Annotated in this window: 16 protein-coding genes, 2 tRNA genes and 3 pseudogenes; 5 read left to right on the top strand and 16 right to left on the bottom strand. The window is 60.7% G+C overall.

Annotation, left to right across the window (positions count from 1 at the left end; genetic code table 11):
- Window positions 1–7: 7 nt before the first annotated feature.
- The 4 genes from rpsR to rnr form a co-directional block, all read right to left on the bottom strand.
- Window positions 8–238 carry a 30S ribosomal protein S18 gene (gene rpsR / locus ACF8EA_RS24755; protein ID WP_003249563.1) on the bottom strand — a complete coding sequence of 77 codons (231 nt, stop codon included), beginning with the start codon at window positions 236–238 and terminating at the stop codon, window positions 8–10.
- Window positions 239–266: 28 nt separating this feature from the next.
- Window positions 267–692 (bottom strand): 30S ribosomal protein S6, encoded by a 426-nt coding sequence (gene rpsF / locus ACF8EA_RS24750; RefSeq protein ID WP_021783885.1) that lies wholly within the window; start codon window positions 690–692, stop codon window positions 267–269.
- A 305-nt stretch (window positions 693–997) separates the two neighbouring features.
- On the bottom strand, window positions 998–1,744 hold the full coding sequence (gene rlmB / locus ACF8EA_RS24745) for a 23S rRNA (guanosine(2251)-2'-O)-methyltransferase RlmB (protein ID WP_392523579.1): 747 nt from the start codon (window positions 1,742–1,744) through the stop codon (window positions 998–1,000).
- The gene (gene rnr, locus ACF8EA_RS24740) at window positions 1,741–4,314 is read right to left on the bottom strand and encodes a ribonuclease R (protein WP_392523577.1); all 2,574 of its coding nucleotides are present in this window, start codon (window positions 4,312–4,314) and stop codon (window positions 1,741–1,743) included. Before rnr ends, rlmB begins: the two co-directional genes overlap by 4 nt.
- A 272-nt stretch (window positions 4,315–4,586) precedes the next feature.
- Between rnr and ACF8EA_RS24735 the strand changes: the two genes are divergently transcribed.
- The 4 genes from ACF8EA_RS24735 to ACF8EA_RS24720 all read left to right on the top strand — a co-directional run bounded on the left by ACF8EA_RS24735 (window position 4,587) and on the right by ACF8EA_RS24720 (window position 7,667).
- A tRNA-Leu gene (locus ACF8EA_RS24735) sits at window positions 4,587–4,673 on the top strand.
- 88 nt (window positions 4,674–4,761) lie between these two features.
- A tRNA-Leu gene (locus ACF8EA_RS24730) sits at window positions 4,762–4,848 on the top strand.
- A gap of 240 nt (window positions 4,849–5,088) precedes the next feature.
- Complete coding sequence (locus ACF8EA_RS24725; RefSeq protein WP_003249550.1) at window positions 5,089–6,102, top strand: extracellular solute-binding protein; 1,014 nt, start codon at window positions 5,089–5,091, stop codon at window positions 6,100–6,102.
- Window positions 6,102–7,667, top strand: coding sequence for an iron ABC transporter permease (locus ACF8EA_RS24720; protein WP_003249548.1), 1,566 nt, complete (start codon window positions 6,102–6,104; stop codon window positions 7,665–7,667). Before ACF8EA_RS24725 ends, ACF8EA_RS24720 begins: the two co-directional genes overlap by 1 nt.
- Before the next feature lie 63 nt (window positions 7,668–7,730).
- Here the strand turns inward: ACF8EA_RS24720 and ACF8EA_RS24715 are convergent, their stop codons facing one another.
- Entirely contained in the window at window positions 7,731–8,105 is a 375-nt protein-coding gene (locus tag ACF8EA_RS24715) for a hypothetical protein (protein WP_392523576.1), read from the bottom strand.
- Between the two features lie 19 nt (window positions 8,106–8,124).
- On the opposite strand from ACF8EA_RS24715, the pseudogene ACF8EA_RS24710 reads away from it, so the two are divergent.
- Window positions 8,125–8,279: pseudogene (locus ACF8EA_RS24710) on the top strand (IS110 family transposase); the annotation flags it as partial.
- A 41-nt stretch (window positions 8,280–8,320) separates the two neighbouring features.
- On the opposite strand, the gene ACF8EA_RS24705 reads toward ACF8EA_RS24710, so the two are convergent.
- The 11 genes and pseudogenes from ACF8EA_RS24705 to miaA all read right to left on the bottom strand — a co-directional run bounded on the left by ACF8EA_RS24705 (window position 8,321) and on the right by miaA (window position 19,678).
- A complete protein-coding gene (locus ACF8EA_RS24705) occupies window positions 8,321–8,695 on the bottom strand; it encodes a hypothetical protein (protein WP_020193648.1) in 375 nt (124 codons plus the stop codon).
- A gap of 133 nt (window positions 8,696–8,828) precedes the next feature.
- Window positions 8,829–9,092: pseudogene (locus ACF8EA_RS24700) on the bottom strand (type VI secretion system tube protein Hcp); the annotation flags it as partial.
- A 686-nt stretch (window positions 9,093–9,778) separates the two neighbouring features.
- Window positions 9,779–10,567, bottom strand: coding sequence for a methyl-accepting chemotaxis protein (locus tag ACF8EA_RS24695; RefSeq protein ID WP_392523593.1), 789 nt, complete (start codon window positions 10,565–10,567; stop codon window positions 9,779–9,781).
- Between the two features lie 69 nt (window positions 10,568–10,636).
- Window positions 10,637–10,897, bottom strand: a pseudogene (locus tag ACF8EA_RS24690) (HAMP domain-containing protein); the annotation flags it as partial.
- 1,155 nt (window positions 10,898–12,052) lie between these two features.
- Window positions 12,053–13,345, bottom strand: a complete 1,293-nt coding sequence (locus ACF8EA_RS24685; RefSeq protein WP_003249542.1) for an adenylosuccinate synthase — start codon at window positions 13,343–13,345, stop codon at window positions 12,053–12,055.
- Window positions 13,346–13,401: 56 nt separating this feature from the next.
- Window positions 13,402–14,589: an ATP phosphoribosyltransferase regulatory subunit gene (locus ACF8EA_RS24680; RefSeq protein ID WP_176683146.1), complete on the bottom strand. Its 1,188-nt coding sequence runs from the start codon at window positions 14,587–14,589 to the stop codon at window positions 13,402–13,404.
- A gap of 301 nt (window positions 14,590–14,890) precedes the next feature.
- The gene (hflC, locus tag ACF8EA_RS24675; RefSeq protein ID WP_014592592.1) at window positions 14,891–15,760 is read right to left on the bottom strand and encodes a protease modulator HflC; all 870 of its coding nucleotides are present in this window, start codon (window positions 15,758–15,760) and stop codon (window positions 14,891–14,893) included.
- Entirely contained in the window at window positions 15,760–16,941 is a 1,182-nt protein-coding gene (gene hflK / locus ACF8EA_RS24670) for an FtsH protease activity modulator HflK (protein ID WP_392523575.1), read from the bottom strand. The genes hflC and hflK overlap by 1 nt, the downstream gene beginning before the upstream one ends.
- 96 nt (window positions 16,942–17,037) lie before the next feature.
- Window positions 17,038–18,339: a ribosome rescue GTPase HflX gene (gene hflX / locus ACF8EA_RS24665; RefSeq protein WP_012274456.1), complete on the bottom strand. Its 1,302-nt coding sequence runs from the start codon at window positions 18,337–18,339 to the stop codon at window positions 17,038–17,040.
- Between the two features lie 12 nt (window positions 18,340–18,351).
- On the bottom strand, window positions 18,352–18,612 hold the full coding sequence (gene hfq, locus ACF8EA_RS24660; RefSeq protein WP_003258160.1) for an RNA chaperone Hfq: 261 nt from the start codon (window positions 18,610–18,612) through the stop codon (window positions 18,352–18,354).
- A gap of 94 nt (window positions 18,613–18,706) precedes the next feature.
- The gene (gene miaA, locus ACF8EA_RS24655) at window positions 18,707–19,678 is read right to left on the bottom strand and encodes a tRNA (adenosine(37)-N6)-dimethylallyltransferase MiaA (RefSeq protein WP_392523573.1); all 972 of its coding nucleotides are present in this window, start codon (window positions 19,676–19,678) and stop codon (window positions 18,707–18,709) included.
- Window position 19,679 lies beyond the last annotated feature (1 nt).

The following is a 19,679-nucleotide window of genomic DNA, read 5'->3' as shown; positions in this document are numbered from 1 at the left end:
CCCGGTCTCAGCGGCCGTGGCTGTCGGTGTAGGGCAGCAGGGCCAGGAAGCGGGCACGCTTGATAGCGGTAGCCAGCTGACGCTGATAACGAGCTTTGGTACCGGTGATACGGCTTGGAACGATCTTGCCGGTTTCGGATACGTAAGCTTTCAGGGTGTTGAGATCTTTGAAGTCGATCTCTTTCACGTCTTCAGCAGTGAAGCGGCAGAATTTACGACGACGGAAGAAACGTGCCATTTAATAGGCTCCTCTAAAGGTCCGTGGATTACTCGTCAGCGTTATCGCTGGAGTCGCTGTCATTGCTGTCATCGCCTTCGGCGGATTCAGCATGCTCAGGACGCTCACGACGCTCACGGCGCTCGCTGCGGTTTTCTTCAGCCTTCAGCATCTCGGACTGGCCGGTAACGGCTTCGTCGCGACGGATGACCAGGTTACGGATAACGGCATCGTTGTAGCGGAAGTTGTCTTCCAGCTCGGCCAGGGCCTTGCCGGTGCACTCAACGTTCAGCATCACGTAGTGAGCCTTGTGAACATTGTTGATTGCGTAGGCCAGTTGACGACGGCCCCAGTCTTCCAGGCGGTGGATCTTGCCACCATCTTCTTCGATCAGCTTGGTGTAACGCTCAACCATGCCGCCGACTTGCTCGCTCTGGTCCGGGTGAACCAGGAAGATGATTTCGTAATGACGCATGAATGCTCCTTACGGGTTAGTAGTCTGCCAGCGAATCTGGTCAGACAAGGAGTGAATGACACTGTATGTCTTGCACGGAGGGGAGGCACATGAGCGCCTGCCAGCTCGGCAAGGGGCGCAATTGTAGAGAAGGCGTGCCGCACACGCAAGGCAATTGGCGAATATTTGAACAGCCTGAGATATTCAGAATGTGTCAGCCCCTATTCGCGGGCACGCCCGCTCCCACAGGCTCACTGCTGCCTCTGGCATTGCAGATTACCTGTGGGAGCGGGCGCGCCCGCGAATAGGCCGATACAGGCTGAAGATCAGCGCTTTGCCTGACGCTGACGGACGGCTTCGAACAGGCAAACCCCGGTCGCTACCGACACGTTAAGGCTGCTGACGCTACCCGCCATCGGTAACTTCACCAGAAAGTCGCAATGCTCGCGGGTGAGCCGGCGCATGCCCTTGCCTTCCGCGCCCATGATCATCACCAGTGGCCCGGTGAGGTCTTGCTGGTAGATCTCCTGCTCGGCCTCGCCAGCGGTACCCACTACCCACAGGCCACGCTGCTGCAACTTCTCAAGCGTACGCGCCAGGTTGGTCACAGCCACCAGCGGAATGACTTCTGCCGCGCCACAAGCCACCTTTCGCACAACCGGCGTCAGCGTTGCGGACTTGTCCTTGGGTACGATCACTGCCGTGGCACCGGCCGCATCGGCGGTACGCAGGCAGGCGCCGAGGTTGTGCGGGTCGGTCACGCCGTCCAGCACCAGGATCAGCAGCGGCGTCTCTGTGCGTTCAAGCAGCTCTTCGAGCATCAGCTCGCCCCACACCTGGCTCGGGCTGACCTCGGCAACAACGCCCTGGTGCACACCTTCGACCCAGGCATCCATCTCACGGCGCTCGGCCTGGCCGACCGGCACGCGGTTTTCCGCGGCCAGCGCCAGCAAGGTCTCGAGGCGTGGCTCGCTGCGCCCTTCCGACAGCCAGATCTGCTTGACCCGCTTTGGATGGTGCTGCAGCAATGCCTGCACGGCGTGTACGCCGTAGATCTTTTCCAGCTGACTCATGAATTGCTCTTGCTTTTGCGTGGCGCGCCGGACTTCGACGGGCCTTTACGGTGCTTGGTCGGCTTGCCGGACGGCTTGCCACCTTTCTCGGATTTGCTGCCGGCACTGCTGCGCGCGTCGGTCATCAGCGCTTTCTTCATCTCGCGGCTTTTACGCACTTCAGCGTTACGCTGCACAGCATCCTTGGGGAAGTACGCTTCGGACGCTTCGCTTTTGCGGCTGCGCGGCTTGGGCGTGGCTTTCGCTTCAGTTGCCGGCTGTCGCTCGGTTTTTTCGGCAACCGGTGCGGCACCACGCTGCTTGCGGCCGATCGGTGCGGCAAGGGTCTTTTCCGACACTTCGAAGTCGATCTTGCGCTCATCCAGGTCAACACGCATGACCTTCACTTCGATGGTGTCGCCCAAGCGGAAGCTGCGACCAGTACGCTCGCCGGCCAGGCGATGGTGTACCGGGTCGAAGTGGTAGTAGTCACCCGGCAACGCACTGACGTGCACCAGGCCCTCTACATAGATATCGGTCAGCTCGACGAACAGGCCGAAACCGGTCACCGCGGTGATCACGCCCGGGAAGGTCTCGCCCACGCGATCCTTCATGAACTCGCACTTGAGCCAGTTGACCACGTCACGGGTGGCTTCGTCAGCCCGACGCTCGGTCATCGAGCACTGCTCGCCGAGTTGCTCCAGGGTGTTTTCGTCGTACGGGTAGATACGCGCCTTGGGGATGCTCATGGCACCGGCACGCTTGACGTGCGGGGTATCAACCTTGGAGCGGATGATGCTGCGGATGGCGCGGTGCACCAGCAGGTCCGGGTACCGGCGGATCGGCGAGGTGAAGTGGGTGTACGCCTCGTAGTTCAGGCCGAAGTGGCCGTTGTTCTCGGTGCTGTACACGGCCTGGCTCAGCGAGCGCAGCATCACCGTCTGGATCAGGTGGAAGTCCGGGCGGCCGGCGATGCTCGCCAGCAGGGCCTGGTAATCCTTCGGCGACGGGTCCTTGCCCTTGTGCAGGCTCAGGCCCAACTCACCCAGGAAGGCACGCAGTTTTTCCAGGCGCTCCGGCGGCGGGCCGTCGTGCACGCGGTACAACGCCGGTACACCGTGCTTCTGCAGGAACTCGGCAGTGGCCACGTTGGCCGCCAGCATGCATTCCTCGATCAGCTTGTGGGCATCGTTACGCACTGTCGGGCGAATTTCAGCGATCTTGCGCTGATCACCGAAAATGATGCGGGTTTCCTGGGTTTCGAAGTCGATGGCACCACGCGTGTGACGCGCTTCCACCAGCACCTTGTACAGGTTGTACAGATTTTTCAGGTCGGGCACGACCTCCTTGTACTCCTCGCGCAGCGCCTTGCCCTCACGGGTACGGGCATGCTCGAGCATGCTGCTGACCTTGTTGTAGGTCAGGCGGGCGTGGGAGTGGATCACGCCTTCGTAGAACTGATAGTCGACCATCTGGCCGGCTTTGTTCATGGTCATTTCACAGACCATGGCCAACCGGTCGACGTGCGGGTTCAGCGAGCACAGGCCGTTGGACAGCTCTTCGGGGAGCATCGGCACCACGCGCTCGGGGAAGTACACCGAGTTGCCGCGCTGCTGGGCTTCGACATCCAGGGCAGAGCCCAGACGCACGTAGCTGGAAACGTCAGCGATGGCCACGTACAGGCGCCAGCCACCGGAGAACAGACGCAGCTTGCCCAGCGGTTCGCAATAAACGGCATCGTCGAAGTCGCGGGCGTCTTCACCGTCGATGGTGACGAACGGCAGATGGCGCAGGTCGACACGCTTCTCTTTGTCCTTCTCCTCGACTTCGGAGCGGAACTTGCGTGCTTCCTTGACCACATCATTGGGCCACACGTGCGGAATGTCGTAGCTGCGCAGGGCAACGTCGATTTCCATGCCCGGCGCCATGTAGTTGCCGATGACCTCGACCACATCGCCTTGCGGCTGGAAGCGCGGCGTTGGCCAGTGGGTGATCTTGATCTCGACGAACTGGCCGATCTTGGCACCTCCGTTGCGCCCGGCGGTCACCAGCACTTCCTGCTGGATCTTCGGGTTGTCCGGGGTTACGTAACCGATGCCGCCTTCTTCGAAATAGCGGCCGACCACGCTTTCGTGGGCACGAGAGATGACTTCGACCAGCACGCCTTCACGGCGGCCACGGCGGTCGACACCGGAGACGCGGGCCAGGCCGCGGTCGCCATCAAACACCAGTCGCATCTGCGACGGGCTGAGGAAAAGGTCTTCGCTGCCGTCATCGGGAATAAGGAAGCCGAAGCCATCGCGGTGGCCGGAGACGCGACCACAGATCAGGTCCAGCTTGTCTACCGGGGCATAAGTGCCGCGCCGGGTATAGATAAGCTGGCCATCGCGCTCCATGGCACGCAGGCGGCGGCGCAGGGCTTCGATCTGGTCTTCTTCATACAGACCGAACTCTTTTGCCAGCTCCTCGCGGGCAGCAGGTTCGCCTCGGTCGGCGAGACGCTGCAGGATCAGCTCACGGCTGGGAATGGGGTTGTCGTATTTTTCCGCTTCGCGAGCGGCCTCGGGATCGAGGGATTGCCAATCGGCCATCAGAAGGGGTTCACCTTGGGGTATATAGATATGAATTCTGGCATAGGCGTATTGAAACCGGAAATGTCTGCCTTGGACAGCCCCCGCTGCAGTGCATAAACAGCAGAAATAGGCTTGTGGAATCAACGGGTTGAATTTTTTGAATTTTTTTTCGATTGGGGGCTTTACAGCCTTGGGGAGCGTCCGTATAGTGCGCACCACAACGACGGACAACCCCGAAGTTGTAGTAGAGATGAACGACGCTGTAAAGCATCAAGTAACCTCGAATGTGTGCCCAGGTGGCGGAATTGGTAGACGCGCTGGTTTCAGGTATCAGTGACCGCAAGGTCGTGGAAGTTCGAGTCTTCTCCTGGGCACCAAATATTTTCAAGTAACAGATGACCAAGGATCTGTTACTACTGTGTGAAAGCGAACGATAGTCGCCTTCTGCAGATGATGTAAAGCTTTGCCCAGGTGGCGGAATTGGTAGACGCGCTGGTTTCAGGTATCAGTGACCGCAAGGTCGTGGAAGTTCGAGTCTTCTCCTGGGCACCATACAAAAACCCACTAGCTTGCTAGTGGGTTTTTTCTTGCCTGCGATTTTTTGTGCCCCTCCTCGATACGCGCACGTTGTAAGAGCGGCCCCCCCCGCGAATAGCCCCCCCCCTACAGGCAACACACCCCAAGCCCTTGCACCATGGTCTGACCATGAATTTCTCGTCACCCGGCCACTTGAGAAAGAATTTCGTTTACCATTGTTTCCAAATATGTAGCCGTAAGCGAGGAAGTACCCGCATGACGATCCGCCCGCAACCGCTGATGCGTACCTTGGCCGCCGCAGTGCTGAGCCTGGTCATCGGCGCTCCGGCCGCCATGGCAGACGCACCGGTCACGCTGACCATGTACAACGGTCAGCACAAGGAAATCGGCGAAGCCATTGCCAAGGCCTATGAGGCCAAGACCGGCATCCACATCGACATCCGTAAAGGCAGCAGCAACCAGCTGGCCAGCCAGATCATCGAGGAAGGCGACCGCTCGCCGGCCGACATCATCTACACCGAAGAGTCCCCGCCCCTGAACAACCTGGGCGAACTGGGCCTGCTGGCCAAGATTGACGACGCTACGTTGAACATGATGCCCAAGGAGTACGTTGGCGCCAACGGCACCTGGATGGGTATCACCGCCCGTACGCGCATCGTGGTGTACAACCCGAAGAAAGTCGACGAGAAAGACCTGCCGACCACGGTGATGGACTTCGCCAACCCTGAGTGGGAAGGCCGCGTCGGCTACGTCCCCACCAGCGGTGCGTTCCAGGAGCAGGCCGTGGCCATTCTGAAGATGCACGGGCGTGAAGCCACCGAAGAATGGTTGACCGGCCTGAAAGCCTTCGGCAAGACCTACACCAACAACATGGTTGCCCTCAAAGCCGTAGAAAAGGGTGAAGTGGCTGCGGTACTGGTGAACAACTACTACTGGTACGCGCTTGAACGCGAACGCGGCAAGCTGGACACCAAGCTCTATTACCTGGCCGACGGCGATGCTGGCAACCTGGTCACTATCTCCGGCGCAGGCGTGGTCAAGGCCAGCAAACACCCGAAAGAAGCCCAGGCCCTGCTCAACTGGATGGCCAGCGAGGAAGGCCAGCGCGTGATCACCCAGACCACCGCCGAGTACCCGCTGCACAAGGGCATGGTTTCTGACCGCGGCCTGAAACCGTTCGACGAACTGCGCCCGCCGAAGATCTCGCCAGCTGACCTGGGCAATGCCGAGGAAGCCATCGAACTTGAGCGTGAGGTCGGCCTGCTCTGATGACTGCCGCCCTGTCCGAACCGGTGCCGGTACGCTTCGTACCGCGCCGCAAGCGCCCTTCCATCTGGGTAGTGCTGCCTGTGCTGTTCCTAGTGGCAATGAGCTTGCTGCCACTGGCTTATGTCGCCATCAAAGCCTGGGAAGCCGGCTGGCGCGAAGCTTTGCACCTGCTGTGGCGGCCCTTCGTCTGGGGGCTGATGCGCAACACCCTGATGCTGATGGTCGGGGTGACGCTGACCTGCATGGTGGTCGGCCTGGCACTGGCCTGGCTGCTGGAGCGCAGCAACCTGGCCGGCCGCCGGTTGTGGGGCGTGGTGCTGTGCCTGCCATTCGCCGTGCCGTCGTTCGTCAGCAGCTTCACCTGGGTGTCGCTAAGTTCGGACTTTGAAGGCCTGGGCGGCGCGATCATGGTCATGGCCCTGTCCAAGTACCCGCTGGTGTTCCTGCCCGTTGCCGCAACCCTGCGCAACCTTGACACCTCGCTGGAGGAGTCGGCACGCACCTTGGGTTGCAGCCGCTGGGGCGTGTTCAGCAAAGTCACCCTGCCGCTGCTGTGGCCGTCGATGCTCGGCGGTGCGCTACTGATTGCCCTGCATATGCTGGTGGAGTTTGGCGCGCTGTCGATCCTCGGCCTGCAAACCTTTACCACGGCGATCTACCAGCAGTTCGAACTGGAGTTCAGCAATGCCAACGCGGCCATGCTGTCTGCCGTGCTGTTGGCGATGTGCCTGGCAATGCTGTGGCTGGAACTGCGGGTGCGCGGCAAAGCCCGCCATGTACGTATTGGCCAGGGCGTAGCGCGGCGTGCGCAACCGGTGCGGCTGCGCGGCTGGGCGGTGCTGGCGCAACTGTTCTGCGTGGGCCTGGCGGTGCTGGGCAGCGGCATTCCGCTGGCGATGCTCGGTTACTGGCTGAGCGTGGGTTCGTCGGCGGCATTCCCGGTGGCGGCCATCTCGAAGGCGCTGTTCACCTCGCTGTCGGTGTCGCTGGGCGGTGCCGGCTTTTGTGTGCTGCTGGCTCTGCCTATCAGCTTCCTGGTGGTGCGCTACAAAGGCCGCCTGGCGATTTGGGCTGAGCGTCTGCCCTACCTCCTGCACGCCCTGCCCGGCCTGGTGATTGCCCTGACGTTGGTGTTCTTCGCCCTGCACTACGTGCCGGCGCTGTACCAGACAACGGCCTTGCTGCTGTTGGCCTATGCGCTGCTGTTCCTGCCGCTGGCCCAGTCGCCGGTGCGCACCGCGCTTAACAAGGCTTCGCCGACGCTGGAAGAAGCCGCACGCACCCTGGGCGCCAGCAGCTTTGCCGCATTCTGCCGGGTGACCTTGCCGATCATCTTCCCGGCCATGGCAGCGGCCTTTGCACTGGTGTTCCTGGATGCCATGAAGGAGCTGACGGCTACCCTGCTGCTCAGCCCGACCGGCATGACCACCCTGGCCACCGAAGTGTGGGCGCACACAGCCAACGTCGAGTTCGCGGCAGCGGCGCCGTATGCGGCGTTGTTGATTGTGGTGTCGGGGTTGCCGGTATATTTGCTGACTACGCGGATGTATTTGAACAAGGCTTGAAAGCTTGCCCAGGCCGCCATGTGGCCTGGGCACAAGCCTGAGTGCCTAGACTTCATCACAAGTTCACTTTAAAACTCCCACTAGCCAGTTGAAAGCAAAGAACAAGGTCGTAGATACTACAAGCCCCACCCAAGAGGGTAACAAAACTCTTTTCATAGACCTTGGGAAACTCTCGAGATCTGAAATATCTGCCACACCTTTTCGAACAAACAACCCTGGAATCATGAGCATATTTGCCGCCAGGCAAGTACGCATTAATTTTCCAGCAAGGCCAGCCGCTGAAAAGCCCCCCCTATTATCCTGAATATACTTGCATTTCGCTAAAGCTTTTTCGATAGCTTCTATAGATCGACAAGCAAAGTAAATCATCACACACACGCTGATTGACATACAAGCGAGCAGGATAGATGCGATTATCGTCAATGCTTCGGTACTCATTTTCGCACTCTCATAAATCACTGCGCATCAGTTGGTACGTCTGGTGTACAGCCTGTTAACCAAGAAGCAGGCTTATGTTGAACAAGATCTTGAAGAGTTCGGAACCGAGACCGGCAGGTCAGGGCTTTGCTTCGCAAAGCCCGAAAACTGGGGTATCAGTTGGTGACTGCTTGAGTGCTTAGAAAACAATGGGTTGCATTCTGTTTGACCAGAGCTTACCTCAAGTACTCTATCCAAACAAAAAAAAGAACAATCAATGCAATCAGCAAAATTTGTACAGTCCACAAGCGCACTAACAGCCTTTGCAGGTCGGCGGGAGCCTTAGCAACATCATTGTTATCTAACAGCCCCTTTCGAACGCTAAAATATTTCATAGACAGCATTGCAGAAATTGATCCTAGCCGCATGACTTTCCCAAGCAGCCCAGCATGAGAATATATTTCTCTGTTCACAGCCACCATTCGGCTATTTGACAAGATTGATTCGATACGATCCAGATATCGATACGCAACGAATACCCACACACCAAACATCAAAAACGGCGAGATAATTACAAACACACCAAGCACTGCCAGGTACAAGTTACTCATCGCACTGCCTCATACAAAATCTCCCCCACGCTTTCTCCCAATACCTCACCAAACTCACCGCCAGCAATACCTCCAGCCGCTCCCCCCAATACCGCACATGCGTAAGTTGCTGCTCCACCGGTGGGAATACCTACAGCGACAGCTTCACTTCCTTCAGGTGCTGCCCGGCACAGCGCGCCTCCAGCAGCTTGTAGCTGGCACTGTCCAGATACCTAGTGAAGGTGACGTTGGTGAGTGTGGTGCGGCCTGATGATGCTCCGCCCGCGGAGCTTGCGGTGGCAGAGATGCTCTGGTTGGCACCGAACTTGTAGCCGATGATTTCGACCCAGTTGGCGTACTGCTCATCCAGTGCTTCGCCAGTGATCTCTGCGATTTGAATATAAGCATCGAAGGCCAAGCTTACCTCTCCTTGGTAAAGATTGGACTGATAACGACGGTGTCCGGACATCGCTGCCGTGAGGTTGTTCCCGAAGGCGAATGGCGGATTGGCGCTGCGTGCCTTCAGATGCGACTGACCCTAGCGCCCTAGGCCCGATGCCGGAATCATACGCGTCCGGCCAGGGCCAATTTGGGAAATTGCCTACAAATTTGATGATGAATGCCGGGTGATCACGTCAAAAATGTTTCGAGTCGAGATTGGCCAACATTCGGCACACAATCGGCCGATAGCCAGCTCAGACAGGGATCGCATCAGGGCTGACAGGTGTTTGCCACAAGATATGCAGCGCGTGTGGGATCGAGCGCCGCCCGCGCGGCGCGCATCGCGAGCTGGCGCTCGCTCCTACGTTTGTTTCGGGCCAATTATTCCTATGGGATTTGCGCGCGAACGCCCTGGTGCATGGCTCGATATCGCGTCGTACGAACAAGGCGGTCGCGCGCACCTGTCACAGGCCTCACTGGCCCGAAACAAACGTAGGAGCGAGCGCCAGCTCGCGATGCGCGCCGCGCGGGCGGCGCTCGATCTCCCACGCGATGAAGATGCTGTGACGAACACCTGCCAACCCTGACGGCCACCGCACCGCTCCAAAACCTGCGCAATACCTGTGGGAACCGGCTCGCCGGCGACAGGGCCAGCCCAGGCAATCAAGCCCTGAATTGACCCAGGCTCGCCCGCAGTTGCGCGGCCAACTCATCCAGCACCTTGCTGCTGGCCGTAGTCTGCATCACCACCTCAGCCGAACGCTCAGCCTGAGCATGGATAGTCTCCACCCGCCCACGCACCGCCTGTGCGCCATGGGCCTGTTGTTCGGCAGCGCGAGTCGCCAAACCAATGGCCGCGTGCACCTGCTCCACCGCAGTCTGCACCGACTGCTGGCGGCGCTCGTTGTCACGCAGCACCAACAACCCTTCACTAGCCTTGAGCCCAGCCTGACTGATGGTGGCCACTGCTTCCTTGGCACCTTTTTGCAGCGCGGTAATGTGCGCCTGAATGTCGCCGGTAGAGCTTTGCGTCTTGCTCGCCAGCGCGCGCACTTCATCGGCCACTACAGCGAATCCGCGGCCAGTCTCACCAGCGCGCGCGGCTTCGATTGCAGCGTTGAGGGCCAGCAGATTGGTCTGCTCGGCAATGCCATGGATGACGGTCAGCACCACTTCAATCTGTTCGCTCTGCTTGGCCAGGCGCTCGATCACCTGAGAGCCCGTTTCGACCTGCCCGGCAAGGTTCTCGATCAGGCTCGCCAGTTGCGTCGAGGAACGGCTGTTCTCATCGGTCGCCTGGCGAATGTCCACCACCTGCTGCAACGCCGCCTGCATAGCATGGCTTTCAGCCTGAGCCTCGTCAGCCATGCTCGACAGGTCGCGCAGGCTGGCGGCCACTTCGTCACGCTGCAACGCCGCCGCGGCATCGGCACCGGCATTGCGCTGGGCCATGGTGCCGATCTCGACGCCGGTACGCTGGGCCACCTCGCCGGCCTCGCGGACGATGGGCTGCAGCTTGTCGACAAAGCGATTGACCGCCGACGCCATGTCGCCGATCTCGTCGCGGCTGTCGAGGGTCACGCGCTTGGTCAGGTCGCCTTCGCCAGCGGCAAGGTCGTTGAGCGCTGCGATCAGCAGGCGCAGTTTGCTGAGCACCCGGCGGCCTAACACTAAAGCGACCACCAGCAGCACACCCAGGCCCACCACCACAAGGCCCAGGCCAATCCGCCAGCGCAGCTCGGCAGCCGCATCGCGCACGGTCTGTGCAGTGTTGGCCTGCATCGCGGTGGCGCTAGCCTGCGCGACTTCCAGGCGCTCGCGCAGGGCCTTGCCACTGTCGGCAGCCGCCGCGCCCAGGCTATCGCCAACCAGTTGCTCGCCACTGGCGATCAGGGCACTGAAGCGCTGGTCGAGCGCCTTGAGTTCCTGGTCAATGCCGGCTGTAGAAACCCCCATCAGGACTTTGCCGATCTCGGCGCCATTGGGGTTGATGGAGGCTTCGACGAAATACACCGACGGATCACGACGCGCGGCATCGAGCACCTTGTCCAGCGCACGCTCGCCCTGGCCTTTTTCCAACAAGGCCTGGTTGATCGGGTTTTGCCGGTTGAGATAGCGAGTCAGGTGCTGACCCTGAGCGTCGTCGTACACCACGAACAACACGTTCGGGTTACGCTGAGCGCGTCGCGCGAAATCCGAGAGCACCGGCACGTCGTTGTCCCAGATCGCCCGCGGCGCAACCGAAGCCAGCAGCTCGGCCATGTCGTTGGCGGAATCCTTGAGGTTCTTTTCCAGGGTACTGCGAAGTTGCTGCTGTTCGCTTTGCAGGCGCTCCGACAACCCTGCGCTCAGGCGCTGGCGGGTGCTGCTGGACAGGCCGTCGAGCCCAGAGCGCACATCTTGCCCGGCTTGCTCCAGTTCGCTTGCCAGTTGGCGACTGTCATTACCCAGTCGCTCGCCAAGGTCAGCCTCCAGGGCGGTGACTGTGCTTCGGGTGAGCGCAACGGCAACCAGCACTTGCACCAAAAGAGCGATACCAAGGGCAACAAACACAGGCCGCAAGAGGCGGCTTCGTAACAGTGAGAGGATGGCAGACACGGTGTAACCCTCGTGTTTTCTGGCGCCACTATATTGATGGCATCTACAGAAACTTCTTACAGCAAGGGTTGTGCCGTAGGCAGCAGGGAAATGCGCCAAGGTCTAGCAATGAGGTTTCGTGTGCCGGCCCTTTCGCGGGTGAACCCGCTCCTACAACGGCCTGCGCCCAACCGCCGTTGTGTGCCCACACCCAATCAGTGTAGGAGCGGGTTTACCCGCGAATACGGTAGCGGCGGCAACGGTGGATTGCCGGTGGATTGGCCAGCCCCAGCATACCCACAAATGAAAACGCCGCAGCCCTTTTCAGGGCCACGGCGTCAGATCAGCCTGGAGGGCAGATCAGGCGAACGGATGACGCAGCACGATGGTCTCGTTGCGGTCCGGACCGGTCGAAATGATGTCGATCGGCGCGCCAACCAGCTCTTCGATACGCTTGATGTAGTCACGCGCAGCTTGCGGCAGCTCTTCCAGGGTTTTCACACCCAGAGTCGACTCGCTCCAGCCTGGCATCTCTTCGTACACCGGCTCCAGGCCGATGTAGCTGTCGGCATCGGAAGGCGCGTCGATGACGGCACCGTTCTCGTTCTTGTAGCCAACACAGATGTTGATGGTTTCCAGGCCGTCCAGTACGTCCAGCTTGGTCAGGCAGATGCCCGAGATGCTGTTGACGTCGATGGCGCGACGCAGGATGACGGCATCGAACCAGCCGCAACGACGGGCACGGCCGGTGGTGGAACCGAACTCGTGACCACGCTTGGCCAGAGTAGCGCCGGTCTCGTCGAACAGTTCGGTCGGGAACGGACCGGAACCCACGCGAGTGGTGTAGGCCTTGGTGATACCCAGGATGTAGTCCAGGTACATCGGGCCAACGCCGGAACCGGTGGAAATACCGCCAGCAGTGGTGTTGGAGCTGGTGACGTACGGGTAGGTGCCGTGGTCGATGTCCAGCAGCGAGCCCTGGGCACCTTCGAACATGATGTCCTTGCCGGCGCGACGCAGGTTGTGCAGCTCGGCGGTGACGTCGAGCATCATCGGCTTGAGCTGTTCGGCGTAAGCCATGCACTCGTCCAGCGTCTGCTGGAAGTCGATGGCTGGCTCTTTGTAGTAGTTCACCAGCTGGAAGTTGTGGTAATCCAGCAGCTCACCCAGCTTGGCAGCGAAACGCTCGCGGTGGAACAGGTCGCCCACGCGCAGGCCGCGACGTGCCACCTTGTCTTCGTAGGCTGGGCCAATACCACGGCCAGTGGTGCCGATCTTGGCTTCGCCACGGGCTTTTTCGCGGGCCTGGTCCAGGGCCACATGGTACGACAGGATCAGCGGCGCAGCCGGGGAAATGCGCAGACGCTCACGCACCGGCACGCCTTTCTCTTCCAGCTTGGTGATTTCGCGCATCAGTGCGTCCGGGGCAACGACCACGCCGTTACCGATCAGGCACTGTACGCCTTCACGCAGGATGCCGGACGGAATCAGGTGCAGAACGGTTTTTTCACCGTTGATCACCAGGGTGTGACCCGCATTGTGGCCACCTTGGTAGCGCACTACGGCGGCAGCATGTTCGGTCAGCAGATCGACGATCTTGCCTTTGCCCTCATCACCCCACTGGGTGCCCAGGACGACGACATTCTTACCCATTACATTGGTCCTCATTCACGCAAACTTGGTTGCCGGCCTGTTGCCGACGCAGAAACTCACTGGGCCAGCGGCAGAACCTGCCAGCGCCCGTCTTGCTGAATCAATTGACGATCACAATCCGCCTCGAGAGCAGCACTCAACGGCTGGCCAGGCAGAGCCTGAACCACACGCTGGCCCTCGTTGCGCAACTGGCAGACTTGCTGCCAGAGGGCCGCGTCGCCACTGTCCGGCATCCAGATGCCGCCAGTTGGCAATACGACCTCCGCTCGCCCCAGTGTGACCAGGGTCTTCAAATCCGTGGAGAAACCAGTGGCCGGGCGCGCCCGGCCAAAATCAGCGCCAATATCGTCGTAGCGCCCGCCTTGGGCGATCGATTGGCCTTCGCCCGGCACGAACACGGCGAACACCACGCCGGTGTGATAGTGGTAGCCACGCAGCTCGCCGAGGTCGAAGTACAGCGGCAGGTCCGGGTAGCGCGACGCCAGGCGATCAGCGATTGCCAGCAGGTCGTCCAGCGCCGCCAGCACGCTGGCCGGGGCGCGACCGAGGCGCACGCGGGCTTCAGCCAGTACTTCACGACCACCGCACAGTTCGACCAGGGCGCGCAGCATGCTGCCCAGGTCTTTCGGCAGGTCGGCGGTCAGTGCCTGCACTTCATCGACAGCCTTGCGCTGCATGGCGTCGAACAGCTGCTGTTCGACCGCGCCAGACAGGCCGGCGGCACGGGCCAGGCCGCGGTAAATACCGACGTGGCCCAGGTCCATGTGCACATCCGGCACATCGGTCAGCTGCAGCGTGGCGAGCATCAGGCTGATGACCTCGACATCACTGGTAGGGCTGGCATCACCGTACAGCTCGGCACCCAGCTGGATCGGGCTGCGCGAGGTGGACAGGGCACGCGGCTGGGCGTGCAGCACGCTGCCGGCATAGCACAGGCGGCTCGGGCCTTCACGGCGCAGTGTGTGCGCATCGATACGCGCCACCTGCGGGGTGAAGTCGGCGCGGAAGCCCATCAGGCGGCCGGACTGCGGGTCCACTACCTTGAAGGTGCGCTGATCCAGGTCCTGGCCAGCGCCGGTAAGCAGCGACTCCAGGTACTCGATATGCGGGGTGACGACCAGTTCGTAGCCCCAACTCTGGAACAGGTCCAACACCTGGCGGCGCGCGATCTCGATGCGCGCAGCCTCAGGTGGCAGTACTTCCTCGATGCCATCTGGCAGCAGCCAGCGGTCTACCGTTGCCATTACGCCATTTCCCCTCTGGTCCGGGCGGCTTGCCAGCAGGCAAGCCGTCAGAAAAGCCGGTATCGCGCACAGCAGCGGGCAGCACTGATCCCAGCGCAGCCACCGTACCCGACACCCTCAAATTGCCTTGCGAGCTGACCAAACTGTCGACTGGCGCTGTGCCAATCAACCTTGCAGACGCAAAAAAGCCGGGAAATTTCCCGGCTGCCTCATCATACACCCCTTTTCATTCAGGATGCACCCCGCCTGGTGCATTAGCTGCCAGGCGGGACGCCGCTGCATGAAAATCAGGGCCTGAGCATCAAGGCCTGCTCTTGTCCAGGTAACGGAAGAACTCGTTCTTCGGGTCCAGGACCATCACGTCGCTCTTGCTCGAGAAGCTCTCGCGGTATGCCTGCAGGCTACGGTGGAACGCATAGAAATCAGCGTCCTGGCTGTAGGCCTTGGCATAGATAGCGGCCGCCTGGGCGTCGCCATCACCACGGGTTTCTTCTGCTTCGCGATAAGCCTCGGCCAGCAGCACACGGCGCTGACGGTCGGCATCGGCACGGATACCTTCAGCCAGCTCGTTACCCTTGGCACGGTGCTCGCGGGCTTCACGCTCACGCTCGGTGCTCATACGGTCGAACACGCTGCGGTTGACTTCCTTCGGCAGGTCGATGGCCTTGACGCGCACGTCGACCACCTCAATGCCCAGCTCCTTGCTCGCCATGCGGTTCAGCGATGCAGTGATGTCAGCCATCAGCGCGTCACGCTCACCGGAAACCACTTCGTGCAGGGTACGTTTACCGAACTGGTCGCGCAGGCCACTTTCCAGACGGCGCGACAGACGCTCGTCGGCGATCTGCTTCATGCCGGACGTGGCGGTGTAGAAGCGTTCAGCGTCCTTGACGCGCCACTTGGCGTAGGCGTCGACCATCACCGCTTTCTTTTCCAGGGTCAGGAACCGCTGGGTAGGAGCATCGAGGGTCATCAGTCGGGCGTCGAACCTGCGCACCTGGTTCACGTACGGAATCTTCACGTGCAGGCCTGGCTGAACATCCGCCTCGACCACCTTACCGAAGCGCAGCAGTACCGCACGCTCGGTCTGGGACACGATGTAGAAGCTGTTCCAGGCCACGATGGCCAGGACCACGGCGGCGATCAGGGCGATCAGCGATCTATTGCTCATCAGCGGCTCTCCCTAGTACGCAGCGGCTGCTGTTGCTGTTGCATGTCCTGCGCGGCACGGGCGGCCGCATCGTTGGCCGATGGCGACACGCTGGTGGTTGGCACGGACGGCCTGCGGCTGCCTTCGACCATCTTGTCCAGCGGCAGGTAGAGCAGGTTGCTCTGCCCGTCCTTGGTTGCCACCATGACCTTGCTCGAGTTGCTGTAGACCTCTTGCATGGTCTCCAGATACAGACGCTCACGGGTTACGTCAGGTGCCTTGCGGTACTCGACAAGCAGCTTGGTGAAGCGGTCTGCCTCACCCTTGGCGCGAGCGATGACTTCGTCGCGGTAACCATTGGCGTCCTCGATGATGCGCTGGGCCTGACCACGGGCTTCCGGCACCACGCCATTGGCATAGGACTCGGCCTGGTTGCGGGCACGCTGCTCGTCTTCGCGGGCCCGGATCACGTCGTCGAAGGCTTCCTGCACTTCACGCGGGGCTGCCGCGCTTTGTACGTTGACCTGGGTAACGGTGATACCGGTACGGTAGTTGTCGAGGAAGCGCTGCAGGCGTTCGCGGATATCCACGGCCATCTGCTCACGACCCTCGGTCAACACCTGGTCCATCGAAGTGGAGCCAACCACGTGGCGCAGAGCACTCTCGGTCGCGTGCTGCAAGCTCACCTCAGGCTGGTCGACGTTGAGCACGAAGTCCTGCAGGTTGCTGATCTTGTACTGGACGGTCAGCGGCACCTCGACGATGTTCTCGTCTTCGGTCAGCATCTGGCCCTGCTTGGTGTAGGCACGCTCACGCGTGACGTTTTCCATGTACTTGCGATCAATCGGCGGGAAGTAGATGTTCAGGCCGGGACCGACCGTCTCATAGTACTTGCCGAAGCGCAGCACAACCGCCTGCTCCTGCTCGTCGACCACATACACGGCGTTGTACAGCCAGATTGCAGCCAGCACCGCCAGGCCGATGCCAAGCAGGCCCAGGCCACCGCCCTTGCCGACATTGCGGTCACCGCCGCCACGTTTCTTGCTGCCGCCGAACATGCCATTCAGGCTGTCCTGCAGTTTGCGGAAGGCCTCGTCCAGATCCGGTGGACCTTTCTTGTCACCACCGCCGCCACCGCCACCACGGCGGCCGCCCCAGGGATCCTGATTGTTCGAGTTGCCACCCGGCTCGTTCCAAGCCATAGCGCTCTCCATCTGATAAAGCAAAGACGCGCCCACGGCGCGCCGTCCAATGCTACAGAATGCCTGTCACTGCTGCCCGGCGACCTCGACGAGCATTTATTGCAAAGTGTGTTGCTCGACAAACACTTGCGGCTCCATGCCTTCGCGGCTGACCAGGCGATTCAGTTCGACCATGGGCAGTCGCACGCTCAGCAGGCTGCGCCCTTCTTCATCATGCTCTTCACTCTGCACGGCACCCAGGGCAAAGAATTGCGCGCGCAAGCGGGCAAAACGCTGCTCCAGACACAGGGTACCGACAAACAGATCATCCCCCAGCAACTCGGCAACCGCCTGGCCAACCAGCTCCAGACCACGCCCATCGCGTGCCGATACCCAGACCCGTTCCGGCTTGCCATCGGCATTGCGCTGGATCTGTGGCTCGACATCTTCGAGCAAGTCGAGTTTGTTGTACACCTCGAGGATCGGCAACCCCTCGGCACCAATCTCGCCCAACACCGCCAGCACCTGCTCGATCTGCTCCATGCGCTCTGGCTCATGGGCGTCGATCACATGCAGCAACAGGTCGGAGTTGCTCGACTCTTCGAGCGTAGCCCGAAATGCCTCGACCAGCTTGTGCGGCAGGTGACGAATGAAGCCTACGGTGTCGGCCAGCACAATCGGCCCCAGGTCGTTGAGCTCGAGCCGGCGCAGGGTCGGGTCGAGTGTGGCGAACAGCTGGTCCGCGGCATACACCTCAGACTCGGTCAGGGCGTTGAACAGCGTGGACTTGCCGGCATTGGTATAACCCACCAGCGACACCGATGGGATATCCGCGCGCTTGCGCCCGCGCCGCGCCTGCTCGCGCTGACTGCGCACTTTCTCCAGGCGTGACTTGATCTGGCGTATACGCACCCGCAACAGCCGGCGGTCGGTTTCCAGCTGGGTTTCACCCGGACCGCGCAGGCCGATACCACCTTTTTGTCGCTCAAGGTGAGTCCAGCCGCGCACCAGCCGCGTGCTCATGTGCTCCAGCTGGGCCAGTTCGACCTGCAGCTTGCCTTCATGGGTACGCGCCCGTTGGGCGAAGATATCGAGGATCAGCCCGGTTCGGTCCAGCACACGACACTCGAACACACGTTCGAGGTTGCGCTCCTGACTGGGCGTGAGGGTGTGATTGAAAATCACCAGATCTACCTGTTCGGCATGGACCAGGTCGTGTAACTCTTCGACCTTGCCACTGCCAATCAGGTATTTGGCGGAAGGCTGATGCCTTGTCACCGTGACCAGCGAGACGATGTCGGCCCCGGCCGACAATGCCAACTCCTGAAACTCCTGCGGGTCTTCTCGCGCCTCAGGGTTCTGACCTTCCAAGTGAACGAGCAATGCCCGCTCACCACCGCCGTGGCGCTCAAAGAACAATGCAGGCTCCTATCAGGCGTTGCCTGGCTCGCTGTCGCCGTGCTCGCTGTCGGACGGGCTTGGCAGGCGGACCGGACGGGCCGGAACTACGGTCGAGATGGCGTGCTTGTAGACCATCTGGCTGACGGTGTTCTTCAGCAATACCACGAACTGGTCGAACGATTCGATCGAGCCCTGCAGTTTGATACCGTTGACCAGGTAAATGGATACCGGGACCTTTTCTTTTCTCAAGGTGTTCAAGTAAGGGTCTTGTAGCGAATGCCCTTTTGACATATGCCGCACTCCTGTAAGGATAAATAATAGAAATTCAATAAAATCGATAAATTAGGCCGCCCCTTCGCAAGAATAGACGGCAATCAGCAGGGACTCAGCTCAATATGGAGATGGCCCCAAGGTATTTCAAGGTGCGGGACAGATTGTCGCAGGCCAGGCTGTCAAGCCAGTGCACTTCAGGCCAGCCACGCAACCAGGTGAACTGCCGCTTGGCCAGCTGCCGGGTAGCAATGATACCGCGTTCACGCATCTCATTCTCAGTCAGCTTGCCATCCAGGTAATCCCAGACTTGCCGATAACCCACTGCCCGTATAGACGGCAGCCCGGCGTGCAAGTCACTTCTGGCTCGCAGCGATCGGACCTCGTCAACGAAGCCCTGTTCCAGCATCTGCGAAAATCGTAACGCAATTCGCTGATGCAAAATGTGACGATCTGTAGGAGCAATCGCCAAACTGGCGACAGTATAGGGCAATTGTCCGCCAGCGCCTGCGTCTGCGCCGCGACTTTCCGCGAATTGACGCCGGCGATGAACTGTCATGCTCTCACCGCTCACCCGGTACACCTCCAACGCCCGGATCAGCCGCTGCGGGTCATTGGGGTGAATACGTGCCGCTGACTCTGGGTCAACCTCGGCCAACTGGCGGTGCAGCTCGGCCAGGCCCAGGGCTTCAGCCTGTGCCTCCAGCTTGGCGCGCACCGCCGCATCGGCCGCTGGCATGTCGGCCAAGCCATCGATCAACGCCTTGTAATAGAGCATGGTGCCACCGACCAGCAGCGGGATCTTGCCGCGCGCGGTGATCTCGGCCATGGCCTCCAGGGCGTCGGTACGGAACTGCGCGGCCGAATAGCTCTCGGCCGGGTCGCGAATGTCGATCAGCCGGTGCGGGTGGGCGGCGAGGATTTCTTTCGACGGTTTGGCCGAACCGATATCCATGCCACGGTAGACAAGTGCCGAATCGACGCTGATCAGTTCACACGGCAGCACTGTGGTCAGTTCGATGGCAAGGTCGGTCTTGCCGGCCGCCGTCGGGCCCATCAGGAATATTGCAGGGGGCTTGCCGCTCATT

This window comes from Pseudomonas sp. YQ_5 (assembly GCF_043103305.1).
Lineage (GTDB): Bacteria > Pseudomonadota > Gammaproteobacteria > Pseudomonadales > Pseudomonadaceae > Aquipseudomonas > Aquipseudomonas putida_Y.
This window is presented reverse-complemented; position numbering and strand designations above follow the sequence as displayed.